Raw genomic sequence first — 20778 nt, forward strand, 5'->3', positions numbered from 1 at the left:
GCACCCGCGCTCAGAGGAGCACCACGTCGTACTGTTCCTGGGAGTACATGCTCTCCACCTGGAACTTGATGGTGCGGCCGATGAAGGCCTCCAGGTCGGCGACGTTACCCGACTCTTCATCGAGCAGACGGTCGACCACCTTCTGGTTGGCCAGCACGCGATAGCTTTCTGCCTGATAGGCGCGCGCCTCGCGCAGGATCTCACGGAAGATCTCGTAGCAGATGGTTTCCGGCGTTTTCAGCTTGCCGCGCCCCTGGCAGGCACTGCACGGCTCGCACAGCACCTGCTCGAGGCTCTCGCGGGTGCGCTTGCGGGTCATCTGCACCAGGCCAAGTTCAGTGATGCCGATGATGTTGGTCTTGGCATGGTCACGTTCGAGCTGCTTCTCCAGGGTGCGCAGCACCTGGCGCTGATGCTCTTCGTCTTCCATGTCGATGAAGTCGATGATGATGATGCCGCCAAGGTTACGCAGGCGCAGTTGGCGGGCGATGGCCGTGGCCGCCTCCAGGTTGGTCTTGAAGATGGTTTCTTCCAGGGTGCGATGACCAACGAAGGCGCCGGTATTGACGTCGATGGTGGTCATCGCTTCGGCCGGATCGACCACCAGGTAACCACCGGACTTGAGCGGCACCTTGCGCTCCAGCGCGCGCTGCACTTCGTCTTCGACGCCGTACAGGTCGAAGATCGGCCGCTCGCCGGGGTAGTGCTCCAGGCGGTCGGCGATTTCCGGCATCAGCTCGGCAACGAACTGGGTGATCTTGCCGAAGGTCTCGCGCGAGTCGACACGGATCTTCTCGGTGCGCGGGCTGACCAGATCACGCAGGGTGCGCAAGGCCAGCGACAGGTCTTCGTAGATCACCGACGGCGCCTTGGCCGTCTGTACCTGCGCAGAAATCTGATCCCACAGGCGGCGCAGGTAGCGGATGTCGATAAGAATCTCGTCGGCCCCCGCGCCTTCGGCTGCGGTACGCAAGATGAAGCCGCCCGCCTCCTCGATGCCCTCGGCAGCGACGCAGTCGGCAACCACCTGCTTGAGGCGCTCGCGCTCGGCCTCGTCCTCGATCTTCAGGGAAATGCCCAGGTGACTGGTGCGCGGCATGTACACCAGATAGCGCGAGGGAATCGACAGCTGCGTGGTCAGGCGCGCGCCCTTGCTGCCGATGGGATCCTTGGTCACCTGCACCACCAGGCTCTGGCCCTCGTGCACCAGCGCGCTGATCGGCTCCACCGCCGCGCCTTCGCGGCTGGAAATCTCCGAGGCATGGATGAACGCCGCGCGCTCCAGGCCGATGTCGACGAAGGCCGCCTGCATGCCCGGCAGCACCCGCACCACCTTGCCCTTGTAGATATTGCCGACGATGCCGCGCTTTTGCGTGCGCTCGACGTGCACTTCCTGCAGAACGCCGTTTTCCACCACCGCCACGCGCGATTCCATTGGCGTGATATTGATCAGAATCTCTTCGCTCATGCATCCATCCCGATGGATTCGTTGCCCGCTTGGCGTGGCAAAAAGTTTAGTGGGCGGCCGGCGCTTGCCAGCAGGCGATGCCGAAATCACCGAGCATCTGCGCCGTTTCGCACAAAGGCAGACCGACTACCGCCGAGTAACTGCCCTCGATGCGGCTGACGAACACCGCCGCCAACCCCTGAATACCATAACCGCCCGCCTTGTCGCAGGGTTCGCCGCTGGCCCAGTAGGCGGCGATCTCGGCGTCGTTCAGGGCACGGAAGCTCACATCGCTGCACACCACCTGCGCCATCTCACGCGCCTGGCTGACCAGGGCCACGGCCGTCATCACCTGATGAGTACGGCCACTCAGCGCACGCAACATGCGCTGAAAGTCGGCGAAGTCCTGCGGTTTGCCGAGAATTTCGCCGTCGAGTACCACAGCCGTATCGGCGCCGAGCACCACGGCATCTGCCTGTTTCGACAATGCGAGCAGCCCGGCGTGCGCCTTGCCGCGCGCCAGACGCTCTACATAGGCTGCCGGCGGCTCATCTGGCAATGGGGTTTCGTCTATCGAGGCGATTTGCGTGACGCAGGGCACAGCGATCTGGGCCAGCAGTTCACGACGGCGGGGCGAGGCGGAAGCCAGGAACAGTTCGGCCATGTGCTGGACTCCTATGGCGAACCGCGACCGGCCGTGCGGCGGGCCGCGCTCAGTTGACGTTGAGGCGCAGGTGCAAGCCGCGCAGAAGGACGCACACCCAGGGCCAGAGCAGCGCACTGACCAGCGCCGGCAGAATGAACGCCAGGGTCGGTGGGCGGCTGCCGGTCAGGGCGTTGAGCCACAGTTGCACCAGTTGCGCCAGGCCGAACACTACCATCAGCACCATGCTCTGCTGCCACATGGGGAACATGCGCAGGCGCTGATGCAGGCTCAGCACCAGGAAGGTGATTAGGGTCAGGATCAGGGCGTTCTGCCCCAGCAGCGAACCGAACAGCACATCCTGCGCCAGGCCAAGCACCCAGGCCGTAGTCATGCCGACCCGGTGCGGCAGGGCCAGCACCCAGTAGGTGAGAAACAGCGCCACCCATAGCGGGCGGCCAATCTGCATGAACTCCGGCAACGGCGACACACTGAGCAGCAGGCCAAGCGCCAGGCTGAGCCAGATCACCCAGCCATTGCGGGGATAGGTACCGGCCATCAATGCGTCTCCTGTGCAGGCGTCGGCGTATGCGACGACGCATCCGTGGGCGCAGCCGAGGCACCGTCGCGCGCCTGTTGCGCCTCGCGGTCGGCCGCCTCCTGAGCCTGGGCAGAATCGTTGGCGCGCTCTTCCGGCGTACGCCGGTCGGAGAACACCAGCAACAGGTAGCGACTGCGATTGAGCGCGGCGGTCGGCGTGGCGCGAACGATGGCGAAGGGCTGGCCGGAATCGTGGATCACTTCCGTAACCGTGGCCACCGGATAGCCGGCCGGGAAACGCTGGCCCATGCCGGAGCTGACCAGCAGGTCGCCCTCCTTGATGTCGGCGGTATCGGCGACGTGGCGCAGCTCCAGGCTTTCCGGGTTGCCGGTGCCAACGGCGATGGCACGCAGGCCATTGCGGTTGACCTGCACCGGAATGCTGTGGGTGTTGTCGGTGATCAGCAGCACCCGCGCGGTGTAGGGCATGATCTCCACCACCTGGCCCATCAGGCCACGGGCATCGAGCACCGGCTGGCCGAGGAACACACCGTCCTTCTCGCCCTTGTCGATGAGGATGCGGTGGGTATAGGGGTTGGGGTCGACGCCGATCAGTTCGCTGACCAGCACGTCCTCATCCACCAGCGCGGCGGAGTTGAGCAGTTCGCGCAGGCGCACGTTCTGTTCGGTGAGGGTCGCCAGCTTCTGCAGGCGACGCTGCAACAGCAGGGCTTCGGCCTTGAGCTTCTCGTTCTCGGCCAGCAGTTCGTTGCGCGAGGAAATCTGCTGCGTCGCGTTTTCCCAGGCACGTACCGGCAGATCGGCCATCCAGTAGAAAGGCGTGAGCACCAGGCCCATCTGGCTACGCATCGGTTTGAGCGCATCGAAGCGGGCGTCGACCACCATCAGCACAGCCGACAGCACGGCAAACACCAGCAGGCGAATACCCAGCGAGGGGCCTTTGGCGAAGAGCGGCTTAATGACCTGCTCCTTGTACGCCACAGGGACGGAAAGCGCGCGAAATCATGCGAGAAGCGAACCGGTCAGGAAAAGTTGTGGCCGAGTGTACTGCAATAGCTCGAATATGCGCGTGCCGCCCGGAGGCGGCACGTCGAATGTCCACGACCGTGGGACTTACTCGGTAGAGAGCAGATCCATGGCGTGGCGATCCATCATTTCCAGGGCCTTGCCGCCGCCACGGGCGACGCAGGTCAGCGGGTCTTCGGCGACGATCACCGGCAGGCCGGTTTCCTGGGAGAGCAGCTTGTCCAGATCGCGCAGCAGCGCGCCACCGCCGGTCAGCACCAGACCGCGCTCGGCGATGTCCGAGGCCAGTTCGGGCGGCGACTGCTCCAGCGCGCTCTTGACCGCCTGGACGATGGTCGCCAGGGATTCCTGCAGCGCCTCGAGCACTTCGTTGGAGTTCAGGGTGAAGCTGCGCGGTACGCCCTCGGCCAGGTTACGGCCACGCACGTCGACTTCACGGACTTCGCCGCCCGGGTAGGCGGTGCCGATTTCCTGCTTGATGCGCTCGGCGGTGCCTTCACCGATCAGCGAGCCGTAGTTACGGCGCACGTAGGTGATGATGGCTTCGTCGAAACGGTCGCCGCCAACGCGGACGGATTCGGCATAGACCACGCCGTTGAGGGAGATCAGGGCGATCTCGGTGGTGCCGCCGCCGATGTCGACGACCATCGAACCACGGGCTTCCTCGACCGGCAGGCCGGCACCGATGGCAGCCGCCATCGGCTCTTCGATCAGGAACACTTCACGGGCACCAGCGCCCAGAGCGGACTCACGAATGGCGCGGCGCTCGACCTGGGTCGATTTGCACGGCACGCAGATCAGCACGCGCGGCGACGGCTGCAGGAAGCTGTTCTCGTGAACCTTGTTGATGAAGTACTGCAGCATCTTCTCGCAGACGCTGAAGTCGGCGATCACGCCATCTTTCATCGGGCGGATCGCGGAAATATTGCCGGGCGTACGGCCGAGCATGCGCTTGGCCTCGGTACCGACGGCGACGACGCTCTTCTGGTTGCCATGAGTACGAATGGCGACCACGGAAGGCTCATTCAAAACAATGCCGCGTTCGCGCACATAAATAAGGGTATTGGCAGTGCCCAGGTCGATCGACAGATCGCTGGAAAACATGCCACGCAGTTTCTTGAACATTAGGAAGGGACCCTAGGCAACGCGTGGGTAAAAAAGTGCGGCAAACTCTAACAACGGCAGGGATTTTGAGCAAGGCGGCAATATGGTAGATTGCCTGTTTTTCCGGGCCTTGTAGCTGCACATCGCGGCCTTTGACCGCTGGCTCGCGACATCCGTTCCCTGCATGCCCTCTCAGTCACACTTCCACTGGAGAACCCCCGATGGCGCTTGAACGCTCCGAGGTGGAAAAAATCGCCCACCTGGCCCGCCTGGGTCTGAATGAAGGCGATATTCCGCAAACCACCGAGACCCTGAACAACATCCTCGGCCTGATCGACCAGATGCAGGCCGTCGATACCCAGGGCATCGAACCCCTGGCCCACCCGCTGGAAGCCACCCAGCGCCTGCGTGCCGACGTGGTCAACGAGAGCAACCAGCGCGACGCCTACCAGGCCATCGCCCCGGCCGTGGAAAGCGGCCTGTACCTCGTGCCGAAAGTCATCGAATAAAGGAAAGGGCCTGACATGCATCAACTGACTCTGGCCGAGATCGCCAAGGGCCTTGCGGCCAAGCAATTCTCCGCCGAAGAACTGACCCGCAGCCTGCTGACGCGCATCGAACAGCTCGACCCGCAGCTCAACAGCTTCATCACCGTTACCCAAGACCTCGCGCTGGAGCAGGCCAAGGCCGCTGACGCCCGCCGCGCCGCTGGCGAAACCGGCGCCCTGCTCGGCGCGCCGCTCGCGCACAAGGATCTGTTCTGCACCCACGGCGTGCTGACCTCCTGCGGCTCGAAGATCCTCACCGGTTTCAAGGCGCCCTACGACGCCACCGTGGTCGACAAGCTCAAATCCGCCGGTACCGTCACCCTCGGCAAGCTGAACATGGACGAATTCGCCATGGGCTCGGCCAACGAATCCAGCCACTACGGCCCGGTGAAGAACCCCTGGGACACCAGCCGCGTACCCGGCGGTTCCTCGGGTGGCTCGGCTGCAGCGGTTGCTGCGCGCCTGCTGCCGGCCGCCACCGGCACCGACACCGGCGGCTCGATCCGCCAGCCGGCGGCGCTGACCAACCTCACCGGCATCAAGCCCACCTACGGCCGCGTCTCGCGCTGGGGCATGATCGCCTACGCCTCCAGCCTCGACCAGGGCGGCCCGCTGGCCCGCACCGCCGAGGACTGCGCCCTGCTACTCGGCGCCATGGCCGGTTTCGACCCCAAGGATTCCACCAGCGTCGATCAGCCGGTCGATGACTACCTGGCAGCATTGACCCAGCCACTGGCCGGCCTGCGCATCGGCCTGCCGAAGGAGTACTTCGGCGCCGGCCTCGACGCCCGTATCGGCGAGAAGGTCATGGCCGTGGTCGAGGAGCTGAAAAAGCTCGGCGCCACCGTCAAGGACATCTCGCTGCCGAACATGCAGCACGCGATCCCCGCCTACTACGTGATCGCACCCGCTGAGGCCAGCTCCAACCTGTCGCGCTTCGACGGCGTGCGTTTCGGCTATCGCTGCGAGAACCCGGTCAACCTCGAAGACCTGTACAAGCGTTCGCGTGGCGAAGGCTTCGGCGCGGAAGTCAAACGCCGCATCATGGTCGGCACCTACGCCCTGTCCGCCGGTTACTACGACGCCTACTACATCAAGGCCCAGCAGATCCGCCGTCTGATCAAGAACGACTTCGTCGCCGCCTTCAACGAGGTCGACGTGATCCTCGGCCCGACCACGCCGAACCTGGCCTGGAAGATCGGCGAGAAAGGTGGCGACCCGGTCTCCGCGTACCTGGAAGACATCTACACCATCACCGCCAACCTGGCCGGTATTCCCGGCCTTTCGATGCCAGCCGGCTTCGTCGATGGCCTGCCGGTGGGCGTGCAACTGCTCGGCAACTATTTCCAGGAAGGTCGTCTGCTCAACGTCGCGCACCAGTACCAGCAGGTCAGCGACTGGCATAAACAAGCACCGAGCGGCTTCTGAGGAAGGATCAAGACATGCAATGGGAAACCGTGATCGGGCTCGAGATTCACGCTCAGCTCAGCACCCAATCGAAGATTTTCTCGGCCAGCGCCACCAGCTTCGGCGCCGAGCCCAACACCCAGGCCAGCCTGATCGACCTCGGCATGCCCGGCACCCTGCCGGTGCTCAACGCCGAAGCGGTGCGCATGGCCTGCCAGTTCGGCCTGGCCATCGATGCCGAGATCGGCGCGCGTAACATCTTCGCCCGCAAGAACTACTTCTACCCGGACCTGCCCAAGGGCTACCAGACCAGCCAGATGGATCACCCAATCGTCGGCAAGGGCCATCTGGACATTACCCTGGAAGACGGCACGGTCAAGCGCATCGGCATCACCCGCGCGCACCTGGAAGAGGATGCCGGCAAGAGCCTGCACGAAGACTTCCAGGGCATGAGCGGTATCGACCTGAACCGCGCTGGCACGCCGCTGCTGGAAATCGTTTCCGAGCCGGACATCCGTTCGGCCAAGGAAGCCGTGGCCTATGTGAAGGCCATCCACGCCCTGGTGCGCTACCTGGGCATCTGCGACGGCAACATGGCCGAAGGCTCGCTGCGTTGCGACTGCAACGTCTCGGTACGCCCGAAAGGCCAGGCCGAGTTCGGCACGCGCGCCGAGATCAAGAACGTCAACTCGTTCCGTTTCATCGAAAAAGCCATCAACCACGAAGTGCAGCGCCAGATCGAGCTGATCGAAGACGGCGGCAAGGTGGTGCAGGAAACCCGCCTGTACGATCCGAACAAGGATCAGACGCGCTCCATGCGCAGTAAGGAAGAAGCCAACGACTACCGTTACTTCCCCTGCCCGGATCTGCTGCCGGTGGTGATCGAGCGCAGTTTCCTCGACGAGCTGCGCGCTGGCTTGCCTGAGCTGCCGCCGCAGAAGCGCGAGCGTTTCGAGAGCCAGTTCGGCCTGTCCACCTACGACGCCAGCGTCTTGTCCGCGAGCCGCGAACTGGCCGACTACTTCGAGGCAGTCAATGCCGTGTGTGGCGACGCCAAACTGGCGGCCAACTGGGTGATGGGCGAGCTGTCCAGCCTGCTGAATAAAGAGGGCCTGGAGATCGAGCAGTCGCCGGTTTCCGCCGAGCAACTGGGCGGCATGATCCTGCGCATCAAGGACAACACCATCAGCGGCAAGATCGCCAAGATGGTCTTCGAAGCCCTGGCTGCCGGTGAAGGTGCCAGCGCCGACGAGATCATCGAGAAGAAGGGCCTCAAGCAGGTCACCGACTCCGGTGCCATCGAGAAGATGCTCGACGAAGTGCTGGCGGCCAATGCCGAGCAAGTCGAACAGTACCGCGCCAGCGACGAAGCCAAGCGCGGCAAGATGTTCGGCTTCTTCGTCGGCCAGGCCATGAAAGCCTCCAAGGGCAAGGCCAACCCGGGGCAAGTGAACGAACTGCTGAAGAAAAAGCTCGAAGGCTGAGCCTGATCGGCTCGCTTACGACAGTTGCAACGACGCCGGGCCTGCCCGGCGTCTTTTTATCTGGAGAAAACACGATGACGATCCGTAGCCCGGATGCAATCCGGGAAATCCCCAGCCCCCGGATTACATCCGGGCTACAGACCTGGGCCTTGCTGGGTGCGCTCGCCCTGCTCGGCGGTTGCTCGACCTTCGGCGGCGCAGGCTCAGGCGCCAGCGAAACTGGCGAAGCCTCTTATTACGGTGACCGCCACCATGGCAAGAAGACCGCCAGCGGCGAGCGCTTCGACCAGCGCGCGCTGACCGCCGCCCACCGCACCCTGCCGTTCGGCACGCAAGTACGGGTGACCAACCTGAACAACGAGCGCAGCGTGGTGGTGCGTATCAATGATCGCGGCCCTTTCGTGCGCGGGCGCATCATCGATGTTTCCCGCGCCGCCGCCGAGCGCCTGGACATGCTGCGCTCAGGCGTGGCGCCGGTGCGTATCGAAGCCTTGGACTGAACAGAGTCTGTAACAAATCGCTGCGACGCCCCTCTGGCGCCGCCATAGGCCATCGCTACACTAGCCGCACTTTTTCCGGAGCTCGCATGCAATGACCCTGATGACCTACGTCTACCTGATCGCCGGCCTGGTGCTACTGGTGGCCGGCGCCGAAGTGCTAGTGCGCGGCGCTGCCAAGCTGGCCGCCCAGTTCGGCATCCCACCCCTGGTGATCGGCCTGACCGTGGTGGCCTTCGGCACCAGCGCGCCGGAAACCGCAGTCAGCGTGCAATCGGCGCTCAACGGCAGCGGCGACCTGGCCATCGGCAACGTGGTCGGCAGCAATATCGCCAACGTCCTGCTGATTCTCGGCATGACCGCCCTGGTCGCGCCGCTGATCGTCTCGCGCCAACTCATTCGCCTCGATGTACCGATCATGATCGGCGCCAGCCTGCTGACCTTCGGCCTGGCCTGGGACGGCGAACTGAGCCGTCTCGACGGCGCCCTGCTGTTCGCCGGCGTGCTGAGCTATACCGGCTTCCTGATCTACAGCGCACGCAAGGACAAGGGCGCGCAGGACGATGAGTTCGCCGAAGAGTTCGGCCTCAACGAACCTGCCAAACCCTACGCCTGGGTCATCAACCTCGGCCTGATCATCGTCGGTCTGGTGCTGCTGGTTACAGGCTCGAACTTCCTGGTCGAAGGCGCCGTACAACTGGCCCGCGCACTCGGTCTGTCCGAACTGGTGATCGGCCTCACTGTGATCGCCATCGGCACCTCGCTGCCGGAACTGGCCACCTCGATCATCGCCGCCTTCAAGGGCGAGCGCGACATTGCCGTCGGCAATATCGTCGGCAGCAATATCTTCAACCTGCTCTGCGTACTCGGCCTGGCTTCGCTGGTTTCGCCAGCGGCCATTGCCGTATCGCCCAATGCTCTGGCCTTCGACTTCCCGGTGATGATCGCCGTGGCAGTGGCCTGCCTGCCGATCTTCTTTGCCGGCTACCGCATCAACCGCTGGGAGGGCCTGCTGTTCCTCGCCTATTACGTGGCCTACACCTTCTATCTGGTGATGTTCAGCACGGGGCGCCCGTTCGCGCAGACCTTCGGCGAGGCGATGATCGGCTACGCCCTGCCGCTGACCGCCATCACCCTGGTGGTGATCGCCGCACGCGCCTGGCACAAGCAACGCGGGCAGGAGATCCAACCATGAGCGACAGCCACGAGCGCGGCCTGCAGGTGCGCCGAGAAGTGATGGGCGATGCCTTCGTCGACCGCGCTCTGGGCAATGCCACCGAGTTCACCCAGCCGCTGCAGGACTTCGTCAACGAACATGCCTGGGGCGGCGTCTGGACGCGCAGCGGCCTGCCCCGCGCGACGCGCAGCCTGATCACCCTGGCGGCGCTGACCGCACTGAAATGCCCGCAGGAACTCAAGGGCCACGTACGCGGCGCGCTGAACAATGGCTGCACCGTCGAGGAAATCCGCGAAACCCTGCTGCATTGCGCGGTGTATGCCGGCGTACCGGCCAGCATCGACGCCTTCCGCGCGGCCCAGGAAGTGATCGACGAGTGGCAGGCGCAAAGCGCCTGAACCACTCCCAGGCTCAGGGGTAGCTGAAGCGCTTGACCAGGGTCAGCTCGCCTGGCGCGCGCATGGGAATGAGGAAGGACTCCTGCTTCTCGTTGGGCGTGCCTTCCTCACTGATCAGCGTCACCTGGGCCGTGGTCAGCTCGGCGGCCGGGTCGCCCGCCTCGCCATAACCACCGCCGTAGTAGTTGACGTAGACCAGGTACTCGCCCTTCAGCGGCGTCGGCGAGGCGATCATTTCCGGGCCGAAGCCGCCGGTCACATCCACATCCAGCGCTGCGCCATTGGCCAGGGCGCGCTCGCCATACCAGACATGGCCGCCATCGGGCGTGACCAGATGCAGGTCGAGGTCGGTGTTGTCGCTGTCCCACGACAGCACCACGCGCAGCCGCGCCGGCGTCTCGCCACTGCCGTTGTTGTAGAACTGCACACGACGCACCTGCTGGCCGTCCGGGCTGCGCACTTCGACGTTATTGCTGCCGGATGGGAAGACGAAGGGCCGGTCGAAGCGGCCATCGTCCTGCACCTTGAGCGGCATGCTGATGCCATTGACCACCAGGCGCGCCGGGGCACCAGTCGGCGCCTTGTCAGTGGACTTGATGCGGCCGAGGATGCGCGCGGCATCGCCCTGATCCGGCGCGCTGTTGACCGCCGAGGACGGGTAGTTGACCTCCTGCATGAAGTGCGCGCCCTCGTCCGAGCCGGTGCGCCAACCGGCGCGCGGCGTGTCCAGGGTGATCTCGGCGAAGGCGCCGAAGGGCAGCGTGCACAGCAGCAGGGAGGCGAAACGCAAACGATGGTTCATGGCTGAGCTTCCAGCAGCAGGTAACGGGCCAGGCCCTCGATGTATTGCTCGTCCTGGCCGTTGGGATGAGCCTCGAAGGCCAGGTGCAGGTATTCGTGCGTCAGGTCGAGGCGATCCTGCAGCGATTGCAGGCCGCGCACGTAGATGCGTCGGCGCTCGCGGTCGATATGCGGTTTGCCGCTGTGCAGGCGGCATACGGCGAACTCGCCGGTCTCGGCATAGCCCGCCTCGGCATCGAGCAGCGGGCGCCAGCGCCGACGCCGTTGCTGCAGCCAGTCCTCGGCTGCGGCTAGTGGTTGGCAGGCAGCGATGGGTTTGTCCCAGCGACTCAGGCTGGAGCGCGCGAAAGCCCGCGCCAGGATGGCGTCATAACGCAGGCCGGCCTCGGCCTGTTCGACCGCCTGGCGCCAGACGAGGCGGTCGTTGCCCGGCAGTTCGGCGTGATAGGTAACTACCGCACCGGCCAGAACCAGATCGGCCGTCCACGCCGCGATCTCGCGCGCGGCGGCGCTGGCCGGGCGTGGCGCGACACGCTGCTGGGCGCTGCTGTCGCGGATCGCCAGGCATTCGTCACGGCGCTCGCCGTTCTGCAGCAGGTAGGTGCGGATGGCCACGGCCAGCGCCTTGGCCGCTTCGGCTGGCTGCGCCGCGCCCTCACGGTCGAGCACCCGCGCCACGTATTCCTCGCGCTGCAGGCGCGCGACCAGGCGCGGCGTAGCGCCGGGCAGCAGGAACAACTCGCCCTGGCTTTCGATGGGTAGCACATTGCCGTTGGCGAAGGTCACCTGATAGTGGCCCTGTAGCGCACCGGGCTGGCTGACCGGGCTGCCGTCGGCGCGGCTCAGGCTACGCAGCGGATAGCGATCGAACAGGGCCACCTCGACGCAGCCACCCGCCTCGCTCGGCCAGGGAGCGGGCAGCACCTGGCCCAGCGCTTCGCCGTAGTGCCTGAGCACGCGCTGACTGGTGCCGGCGCCACCGGCCCAGAGCGGCGTGCCGTCGACCAGCCAGCCGGCGAAACCGCCCTGGCGCGCCTGCGCATCGCCATCGGCCAGCCAGCTCCAGGTCTTGACCCGCAGGCGCCCGCCCAGCGGGCCGAGCAGCGCGCCATCGGCACTGCTATTGGTCACGTCGAGCAACACGCGGCGCGCCTCGGCCTGGGCCGGCAAGGTCGCCAGGCTGTCGAGCAACTGGCTTACCGCAACGCGGCGCTTTGGTTGCAGGCCGTTCAGGTCGAGCAGCCACTCCGGCGCCTGGCGCGCCTGCCAGTAGTCATGCCACGGCCCGGCCTCGATCCCCAGGCGCTGCGGCGCGAAGTACAGGCCGCAGGACTTGACCAGCGCCTGGTCACGGTCGATGCGCTCGCCTGCCTGACAGCAATAGACCTCTTCGCGATTCTGGCCGCTGCAGGTGTAACCCGGATCGGGCAGGCCGCGGTCGACCTGGTAGGCGTAGACGAACAGCTTCCACAGGCTGCCGAGCGGCGTGCGCAGATCCGCCGGCAACGCCTCGCGGGCGAGCAGTTGCCGTTCATCCAGACGCAACAGCTCGGCGCCTTGCGACGTGCGCCAGGCCAGCTGCAGCGGCGCCTCACCGGCCGCAGCCAGGCAGGGCGCCAGCAGAGCCAGCCAGGCCAGCGCGCGCATCCTCACTCGACCTTCAGCTCGGCCAGTGCCGGCGTCTGCTCGAACGCTTGCGCCTGTGGGTCATACATGCGCGAGTAGCGCGCAGGCGGCAGATGGAACTCACCTTTTTGCGAGAAGCGCACCAGATGACGCAGCACCAGCTTGCCCTGCAGGCTGTCCACCGGCACGGCATAGAGCAGTTGCCCTGGCTCGTGGCGGGCCTTCTCCAGCGCTTGTGCCTCGGGCGAGTCCAGACCGCTGACCTGCAGGCCCCAGGTGGTGCGCTCGACATCCGCACCCGGCGGCAACGGCACTTCCAGCAGCCCGTAGCGACGCGGTTGCTCGGCGGCGCTCTCCAGGGTGACTTCATCGAGATACAGCTGGTCGCCGGATATCGGCCCGTCGCCCACTTCCTCGACGCTGAAGTTGAAGGCTTCCTCGCCCGGCACCAGGCGCAGCAGACGGCGGCTGACCTTGACCTCAAGGTTGCCACTCGGCGGCGTGGCCGCGCTGTCGTAGCTGAGCGCGGCGGCCAGGGCCTGATCGCCAGCCGGCAGCTCCAGCGCGCTCGGCGGCTGGGCGCCCTGCCATTGCCAGGTGGTTTCCCCGCTGTTGCCTTCACGCGCCTGCCAACCCGCACCCGGTGCTGTCACGGCAGCTACAGGCGCATCGCCCAGGCGGCGCTGCAGCCAGGTCAGGGCAAGGGCACGTTCCAGGGTCGCCTGGGCAGGCGTCAGGCGTTGCAGCAGGGCATTGATCGCCGCAGCATCGACAGGGCCACGGGACAGGCGCACGGCTTCGGCGAACGGCTGCTGACTGGCCGCGACCCGCGCCCGGGCATCGGCCAGGCCGACGGCAAAGCGCGGCGGCAGGCCGATCTTGCTGCCGGCCATGTCGGCGGCCAGCACGCGGGCCAGATCCAGGCCCAGACGCGAATCCGGGTAGGCCATCACCAGGCTGGTTTCGCCCGCCTCGTCCAGCGTCACGTCCTCGCCCTCCTCGGCCTTGCCGAGATCCTCCAGCAAGCCCTTGAGCAAGGTGTCGGTGGGCAACTGCATCTCGCGGGCGAAACCGAGGATCAACGCGCGCTGCAGCAAGGGCACCTGCGCCGCCTGCTGGCCGTAGAGGTCGAGCACGCGCTGCCAGTGTTCCGGCGGCAGCTCGACGGCCAGGGTGCGGCTGGCATGCCAGTCGGCGTAATAGGCATAGGCGGTGAGGAAGGCATCGGCATTACCGCCCTCGCCCCACCAGGTGAAGGTGGCTTCGGGGCCGGCCATCTGCACCAGGCGCAGGCGGCTGTTCTGCATGATCAGGCGCAGACGCTCGCCGATACGGGCCTCGCCCTTGGCCCCCTCTTTCACAAGAGCAGGGTAGGCCAGGCTCAGCGGCAGCAGTCGGCTGGCGGTCTGCTCGACGCAGCCGTAGGGGTAGGCCAGCAGGTCATCCAGTGCCGAACGGAACAGCATCTGGTTGGCATCGCCCAGGCGCAGACGGACGTTGCGCGCATCCGCCGGCAGACTCAGCGGGTTGCTGCCCGCCGCCAGGGTGAGGTTCTGCACGTGCAGGCGCTGCCAGCCTTCGCCGGCGACACGCAAGCCGACGCGCAGCGCATCCACCGGTTTGCCGTCCTGTACCAGCGCGGCGCTCAGCTCGCCAGCCTGCAGCGCGGTCGGCGGCAAGGCCAGGTAGTTGGCGCCGCGCGCCAGCGTCACGCGCTGACGCTGTTCCTTGCCGCCAACCTGGGTCACCAGCTCAGCCTCGGTTTCGTCCTCGCCCTGGTTGAAGGCGAACAGGCCCAGTTGCGGCTTGTCGACCTCGCGGAACAGGGTCGGGCCGCTCCATTTCAGGTACAGCGGCTTCTCCGAGCGAATGAACTGTTTCTTCTGCCCCACCTCGCCGGCCTCGTCGACCGCCCGTACGGTGATGCGCCAGCGGGTCAGCGAATCAGGCATGCGGAAGCTGAAGCGCGCCTTGCCGTCTGCATCGGTGAGCAGATCCGGCTGCCAGGCGGCGGTGTCGACTTCCTCGCGGCGTGGCCGCTCCAGCACCTTGACCCCGCGCTCGCTGCGGTTGGCGCGCCCTGGCGCACTGGCGTTGCCCGGCAGGGCCACGTCATAGCTGATGAACGACAGGCTGGCGCTGGTGCGCACGTTGTTGCGCCGTGGGTGGTAGAAGAACTGCTCGATGCCCGGAGCGATCTCCGGCTGCAGGGCGTAGATCATCTCGTCCACCACGCTCACCGTCAGGCGCGTGGCGGCCGGTTTGCCCTTGAACAGCGTGGCCAGGTCGACGGTGACCGTCTCGCCTGGCTCGTAGCGCTCCTTGTCGGTGCTCACGGCAATCTCGATCTGCGCCTTGGCCACCTTGATCCCGGCGTTCTGGAAGCTGTAGTCGCCGCCCTTGGTGTAGAGCACGGAGAAGGTCAGGTTGGGCGCGAAGTGATCGTCCACCGGGATGCGTGCGCGGTACTGGGTGTCGTTGAGCTTCTCCAGTTTCAGCCAGTCGCCGCCGCTGGAGAGCAGCGCGGTGGCCTCGACCTTGTCACGTTCCAGGCTCAACAGCGCATCGGCCACCGGCTCGGGGAAGGTAATCAGCGCCAGGGCTTCATCGCCCGGCTGGTACTGGTCGCGGTCGAACACCACCTCGACGGTGCCAGCCACGGCCTTGAGACCGTTGCCGCTGACCGAGTGGCCGGTGGCACCGAGGATCAGGCCGTGCTTGTCCTTGAGGGTGATGTTGTAGGTGCCGGGATGCTCGAAGCTCAGGCTGAAGCCCTGGTCGCCCTCACTCAGGCTGGCGCTGTGCTTGCTCTGGTCTTCCAGGCGCACCCATTCGTAGCTGGCTGGCTTGAGTTCGGTGGGCTGCTCGCTGCGGTAGCTGAACGGTACCGCCTCGCCGACGGCGCTGAAGCGCTGCGGAGCCTCCAGGCGATAACGGGCTGCACCGCGTTCGATGAGGATTTCCTTGCTGGTCTTGACCCGATAGGCCGCGCCATCGCTGGCGAACACGGTGAGCAGGTAGCGGCTGGGCTTGTCCGCCGCCGGCAGCTCGAAGGCGGCGCGGCCCTTGCTGTCGGTGCTCAGCTCGCTGCTGGCCAGTTCGACCGGGAACTGGCCAAGGTACTGCAGCTCGTTGTCGATCATCGACAACTGCTGGGCACGCAGGCTCAGTTGCAGGCGCGCGTCCTTGACCGGCTTACCGTCCGGGTAGAGCAGCACCAGGTTGCCGGTGACCTTGTCGCCGGTGCGGAAGTCCGGCTTGCTCAGGTCGAGGGCGATCTCGAAGTGCGGCTTGATGTAGTCGGCGACGCGGAAGGCGCTGCTGTAGAGCTGGTCACGGTAGACAAAGCGCAGCTCGTAGCCGCCGGCCACGGCGTTGTCCGGCAACTGGAAACGGCCCTGGGCACCGGCCTTGGCATCCAGGTTCAGAGCCAGGGTCTGCAAGGTGGTGCCATTGGCGTCGAGTACCGCCAGCTTGATCGGCGCGCTTTCGGCGGCCTTGGAGTCACGCGCACTGGTGAACTCGCGACCGACGATCTTCAGCTCGACCCAGTCGCCCGGCCGGTACAGCGGACGGTCGGTGAAGGCATAGAGCTTGGTGTCGTAGATCTCGCTGTCGTAGTAGAAGTTTTCCGAGACGAACACCCCGCCCTCGGCGTCCTCGCCGAGCAGGTAGGAGCGCTCCGGGCTGGCGTGCTGCAGGCGCAGCAGGCCCTTTTCATCGGTGCTGCCGCTGCGCATCACGCCGAGGCCGTCCGTCCACAGCACCTGGGCACCGGCCACCGCGCTGCCCTCGTGCTTGCGCGCCGTCCACACCAGCAGTTCCTGGCCGGCGATCTTGCTCACCGCCACGGTATTGGAGACGAACAGCACGGTGGTGGCGCGGTACTTGCCGACTATTGCCTCGACCAGATAAAGGCCCGGCTTGAGCTTGCCCAGCGGGATGTAGAGGTTACCCGGGTTGACGCTGAGGAACTGACTCGACGAGCCGGACAGCTCGACGCCCTTGGGCGGCTGGATCGGCTGGGCATCCCACAGCGGGTAGCGGAACTGCGCTACCAGCGGCACGCCCTTCATCGGCGCGTACTGCGGCTGGGCCTCGAACGGCGTTGGCGCCTTGATCGCGTCGCCCATCTTCAGCTCTGGCGCTTCCTCGGTGACCTGCACGCGCGAGTCGTAGGAGAAAGCCCGCTGCATCACCCGACGCGACTTGCGGTACCAGTTGTCCCACAGATAGGCCAGGGTATTGGACAGCCCCTCGCCCTTGTATTGCCCTTCGGCCACCACCCGGTGCAGGTTCTTCTGCCGCTTGAGGAACTCCAGCGGCTGGTCGATGCGGTATACGCGCATGTCCACGCCGCCATAGGGCTCCATCATGTAGCGCCGGTAATCGCGGCCCGGTGCTTCGAGGCGCACCTTGGCCACCTCGTCGCTGGCAAAGCTGCTGTCGGCCAGCAGGAAGAATGACTGCCCCGCCACCGGCGAGTAGCCGCTGGGTTGCACGCTGTCATCGGCCTGCGCGGCCAGGGGCAGCACGCTGGCCAGCAGGGCAAGAGTGGCCAGGCGCAGGGCACGGATAGGCAGGTTCATCGATACGCTCCTCATCGGCTGAGAAAATGCAGCCGGTAGACGCCAACGAAATTGGGATTGGATGCATCGGGAATCCATCGGGTGTCCTTCCATGTCATCAGTTGCTGCAGGCTCACGGAGCGCATGCCGTTGTCGGTCGGGGTACTGCTGCCGGTGTGGTAGAGGATGTTGCGGCCCATCCAGATCATCAGGTGCTGGTCGTCGCCCTGATCGAAGAAGATCAGATCGCCGGGGCGCGCCTGGTTGAGATCGCGCCCGACCAGGGTGCTGTTGAACTGGATCAGCTTGATTGCATTGACGTAGGGACCGAGCTGGCCGCCGCCCTGCTGCCACTGCTGGGCCAGACCACGCTGGGCCTCGCTGAGCTCCAGCTCCGGCGGCAGGTAGCGGTTGCTCAGGCCGTTGGCGCGCAGCCATTTGGCGTCGTGCACCTTGAGTGCTTCGTTGGCGGCGAAACGCACCAGGCCGGCACAGTCCTGCTGGTGCCAGCGCGGGCTGGGGCCCTGGCGCAACTGCTCCTGGGCGATGCGCACGAACCAGGCACGAAACACCTGCGATTGCTGGGCGTCGAGCCCAGGCACGGCGTCGCTGGCGCAGGCGAGCGCGCTCATGAGCAGCAGCGCGCTGCCGAGCAGCAGGCGTTTCACAGGGCGCGCCACTGCAGCGGCAGCCATTGCCACGCCTCGTCGGCCTCGGCGTCTGCCGGCAGGCTGAGGGCGTACTTGCCATGCCCGGACAGCGCCCGCAGCTTGGGCAGCAGGTTGGCCTGCGCGGCGTTGCGGAACACCGGCTCGATGTCTTCCGGCAGGCTCTCCAGGGTTTCCCGCTCGAGCAGCGCGGCCATGCTGTCCGGCGCCAGATAGGCAGGCACCAGGGCATTGGCCGGCAGCACGTCGGCCAGCGGCGGGAAGCGTTTGTCGAGGGTTTGCAGACCCTTCTCCAGTAATCGGTCATCCAGGGAGAACAGCAGCGTCGCGCCATGCCGGGCCAGGCCGATGCGGAAGAAACCGCGCGAGGCCAGGGCATCAGGCTGCTCGGCCAGATCCGCCGGGTATTGGCCGAAATTGGAGCCGACCTGGCGCAGCCAGCTATGGGTTTCGCCCTCGCTGCGCGTCTCGACAGGGAAGCTGCCGCCTTCGGCATTGGGCTCCCAGGCGCCGATCACACGTTCGAACAGCTTGGCCAATTCGGCATCGGTCTGCGCGCCCGGCGCCTGCTTGAGGGTGCCGACCAGCAGTGGCGAATGCAGGCGCGAATCCGGGTACCAGCACAGGCCGGCACTGCCGCTGAGCTGCTCGGCCAGTTCGCGCGCCGCCTCGGGCTCGGCACCCACCTTGGTCAGCAAACGCTCGGGCAGGCCCGGCGCCACCGGCAGGGCCACGCATGCACTGGCGCCCATGGGCATGGCTTGCCACACCGGGGCGAAGTCGAAGGCGCTCTGGCCGTCCACGTCATCCAGCGCCAGGTAGCTGCTCCAGCCCTGCTCGTTCATCTCGAAACGCAATCCGGCGAAGGCCGGCAGGAAGCGGCGATAGCCGAGGGCGAGGAAGTCCGCACCCAGAGTGATGCGCTGACCCAGCGCGCCGCGCTCGGTCAGGCCGAACTGCTCGGGGAAGGGATGCTGGCCAGCCAGCAGGGCTTCCGCCATTTGCGCCGAGACGCGCGCCAGCACGGGCTCCTGGGCCTCTACGGCCTCTCCGTCGGTGGCGCCCTCTTCGCCCTGCGGCAGCTCGCCATAGAGCATGTCGGCGCTGGACAGCAGCAACAACTGATCGCCATGGGAGGCGAAGAAAATGCTGCGCTCGCCGTTGTAGCGCAGGCGATAGAAGGGCACGGCGGCGCCGTCGACAACGAACTCGCCGGCCACGCTCAACTGGGTGTCATCCAGCGCCACCTTGGCCAGCGGTTCGAGCAGCTTGGCCAGGCCGCCGCGCTGAATCACCAGCATGAAATGCCGCAGCCGGCCGCCGGCATCGCGCCAAAGGGCCACCTCGGCCGGCTGATCGAGCAACTGGTCGAGCAACTCGTCACGCAGTTGTAGGTCGTGTTCGTAGATGATGCGCCGCAGGCTGCCGGCCAGCCCCAAGCGGTCGGCATTGTTCTCGTAGTAGAACACTAGGTCTTCGGTGAGGGTGTCGCGCAGCAGCGGCACCTTGAGCACATCCTTGGGCAGGCGGCCCAGCGAGGCGCTTTCGATCAGCACGTCCGGGTGTGCGAGGTCGAGGCCCAGGTGATTGGCCTCGGCCAGCGGGCGCGTGTCTTGCGGCCCCTGCTCCAGCCAGAAGAACAGACCGGCAGCCGCCGCCGGAACGGCCACGGCCAATGCCAGCAGCAGCGGGCGCCAGCGGCGCGGGCCGGGGGTGGCGGCAAGCGCAGGCGTGACGGGTGGGGTGTTCTCGCTCATAGGTACGAACCCGCGTTCAATAGTTGAAGGTTTTCACCGGCAACAGCTCGCCGATGGTGCGCAGCGGCACGATGAAAGTCTCGCGCCGCTCGTTGAGAGTGTTTTCGTTGAACACCAGGCTGATCTGCGCGGTGATCACCTCGTTCTGGTTGCTGCCGGCCTGGAAGTTGTAGCCCTGGCCGCCAAGGTTGCCCCAGTAGTTGACGTACACCAGATAGGTGCCGTGCAGCGGTGCGGTCATGGTGAACATTTCCGGGCCGGGGCCGTCGACGCTGTCCACATCCAGGCCGCCGCCGTTGCTCATCACCGGGTCGGCCCAGTAGGCATGCTGACCATCGGGGGTGATCACGTGCAGGTCGAGCTCGGCCTTGGGATCATCCCAGCCGAGGACGATGCGCACCCGAGCGGGCGTCTTGAGCTGATTGGCTTCGTAGAACTGCACGCGACGCAGCGGCTTGCCGTCGGCACGCACCTCGACGCTGTTGGAGCCGGCGCCGAAGTTGTAGGGACGGACGAAACGGCCCTGATCATCGGTATACAGCGGCAGGGGATTGCCATTGACCGCCAGCACATAGGGCTGGCGCAGGCCCTGAGTGCCCTCGAGCTTGCCGGCGATCAGGCTGCGGCCGCGCTGGCCACCACGGTCGATCGGCGGTGTCGGGTAGGCCACGCGCGCATCGGAAGAGCGCTCCAGCAGGCCATCGTGACGCCAACCACCGGCTGGGCCTTCCAGGCTCGCGGCGGGGTCTGCGCAGGCAGCCGCGGCGAACAACGCCAGGCTTGCCGACCACGGCAGGGGGTTCATGTTTAATCCCTTAAATGAACGAAGGTGCCAAGGCTAATGGGTGACACATCGCCTTACAATCACCGCTCGCCGGAAGCTTGTGAAGTTTGACACCCGTTCACATTTGCCGCCCCTTGGCGCGTGCCACTACAAAGCTGGACGCCGCCGTAGGGCAGGCGGAATAACGGATCGCCAGAGCCAGCCCACACCCTCAAACAGCCACTGCAATACCGAACCCGCCAGGCGAACCACGCGAGGTGATCAAAGAGTGGCGGGCCAATC

At 65.9% G+C, this 20778-nt stretch carries 17 protein-coding genes; 6 read left to right on the top strand and 11 right to left on the bottom strand.

The genetic code is table 11. The features are described 5' to 3' along the window. Positions 1-10 precede the first annotated feature (10 nt). The 5 genes from rng to mreB form a co-directional block, all read right to left on the bottom strand. Positions 11-1468, bottom strand: a complete 1458-nt coding sequence (gene rng, locus VC352_RS15990) for a ribonuclease G (RefSeq protein WP_322980513.1) — start codon at positions 1466-1468, stop codon at positions 11-13. Positions 1469-1514: 46 nt separating this feature from the next. Further along, positions 1515-2111: a Maf family protein gene (locus tag VC352_RS15995; RefSeq protein ID WP_322980514.1), complete on the bottom strand. Its 597-nt coding sequence runs from the start codon at positions 2109-2111 to the stop codon at positions 1515-1517. Between the two features lie 49 nt (positions 2112-2160). After that, positions 2161-2649: a rod shape-determining protein MreD gene (gene mreD, locus VC352_RS16000; protein WP_322980515.1), complete on the bottom strand. Its 489-nt coding sequence runs from the start codon at positions 2647-2649 to the stop codon at positions 2161-2163. Continuing rightward, positions 2649-3563 (bottom strand): rod shape-determining protein MreC, encoded by a 915-nt coding sequence (mreC, locus tag VC352_RS16005; protein ID WP_416340193.1) that lies wholly within the window; start codon positions 3561-3563, stop codon positions 2649-2651. Before mreC ends, mreD begins: the two co-directional genes overlap by 1 nt. A gap of 201 nt (positions 3564-3764) precedes the next feature. Continuing rightward, positions 3765-4802, bottom strand: coding sequence for a rod shape-determining protein MreB (gene mreB / locus VC352_RS16010; RefSeq protein ID WP_159971523.1), 1038 nt, complete (start codon positions 4800-4802; stop codon positions 3765-3767). Positions 4803-5002: 200 nt separating this feature from the next. Here mreB and gatC point away from each other — a divergent pair, with 200 nt between their 5' ends. The 6 genes from gatC to VC352_RS16040 all read left to right on the top strand — a co-directional run bounded on the left by gatC (position 5003) and on the right by VC352_RS16040 (position 10292). Beyond that, the gene (gatC, locus tag VC352_RS16015) at positions 5003-5290 is read left to right on the top strand and encodes an Asp-tRNA(Asn)/Glu-tRNA(Gln) amidotransferase subunit GatC (RefSeq protein WP_024306969.1); all 288 of its coding nucleotides are present in this window, start codon (positions 5003-5005) and stop codon (positions 5288-5290) included. A gap of 15 nt (positions 5291-5305) precedes the next feature. After that, complete coding sequence (gene gatA / locus VC352_RS16020) at positions 5306-6757, top strand: Asp-tRNA(Asn)/Glu-tRNA(Gln) amidotransferase subunit GatA (protein ID WP_322980517.1); 1452 nt, start codon at positions 5306-5308, stop codon at positions 6755-6757. A 14-nt stretch (positions 6758-6771) separates the two neighbouring features. Further along, entirely contained in the window at positions 6772-8220 is a 1449-nt protein-coding gene (gene gatB, locus VC352_RS16025) for an Asp-tRNA(Asn)/Glu-tRNA(Gln) amidotransferase subunit GatB (protein WP_322980518.1), read from the top strand. A 74-nt stretch (positions 8221-8294) separates the two neighbouring features. Continuing rightward, positions 8295-8720 (top strand): septal ring lytic transglycosylase RlpA family protein, encoded by a 426-nt coding sequence (locus VC352_RS16030; RefSeq protein ID WP_322980519.1) that lies wholly within the window; start codon positions 8295-8297, stop codon positions 8718-8720. 91 nt (positions 8721-8811) lie between these two features. Continuing rightward, positions 8812-9912, top strand: a complete 1101-nt coding sequence (locus VC352_RS16035) for a calcium/sodium antiporter (protein ID WP_322980520.1) — start codon at positions 8812-8814, stop codon at positions 9910-9912. Further along, entirely contained in the window at positions 9909-10292 is a 384-nt protein-coding gene (locus VC352_RS16040; protein WP_322980521.1) for a carboxymuconolactone decarboxylase family protein, read from the top strand. The genes VC352_RS16035 and VC352_RS16040 overlap by 4 nt, the downstream gene beginning before the upstream one ends. 13 nt (positions 10293-10305) lie before the next feature. Here VC352_RS16040 and VC352_RS16045 read toward each other — a convergent pair whose 3' ends face one another. From VC352_RS16045 to VC352_RS16070, 6 genes are read right to left on the bottom strand one after another with little or no spacing between them, the layout of a single operon-like run. Further along, positions 10306-11094: a YfaP family protein gene (locus VC352_RS16045; protein ID WP_322980522.1), complete on the bottom strand. Its 789-nt coding sequence runs from the start codon at positions 11092-11094 to the stop codon at positions 10306-10308. Beyond that, positions 11091-12740: a DUF2300 domain-containing protein gene (locus tag VC352_RS16050; RefSeq protein ID WP_322980523.1), complete on the bottom strand. Its 1650-nt coding sequence runs from the start codon at positions 12738-12740 to the stop codon at positions 11091-11093. Before VC352_RS16050 ends, VC352_RS16045 begins: the two co-directional genes overlap by 4 nt. A 2-nt stretch (positions 12741-12742) precedes the next feature. Then, positions 12743-17308, bottom strand: a complete 4566-nt coding sequence (locus VC352_RS16055; RefSeq protein ID WP_322980524.1) for an alpha-2-macroglobulin — start codon at positions 17306-17308, stop codon at positions 12743-12745. Between the two features lie 11 nt (positions 17309-17319). Further along, positions 17320-17982, bottom strand: coding sequence for a DUF1175 domain-containing protein (locus VC352_RS16060; protein WP_416340190.1), 663 nt, complete (start codon positions 17980-17982; stop codon positions 17320-17322). Further along, complete coding sequence (locus tag VC352_RS16065) at positions 17952-19712, bottom strand: DUF2138 domain-containing protein (protein WP_322980525.1); 1761 nt, start codon at positions 19710-19712, stop codon at positions 17952-17954. Before VC352_RS16065 ends, VC352_RS16060 begins: the two co-directional genes overlap by 31 nt. A gap of 16 nt (positions 19713-19728) precedes the next feature. Next, positions 19729-20517 carry a YfaP family protein gene (locus tag VC352_RS16070; protein WP_322980526.1) on the bottom strand — a complete coding sequence of 263 codons (789 nt, stop codon included), beginning with the start codon at positions 20515-20517 and terminating at the stop codon, positions 19729-19731. Positions 20518-20778: the final 261 nt, after the last annotated feature.

Source organism: Pseudomonas sp. C11 (genome assembly GCF_034683865.1).
Taxonomy (GTDB): Bacteria; Pseudomonadota; Gammaproteobacteria; order Pseudomonadales; family Pseudomonadaceae; genus Aquipseudomonas.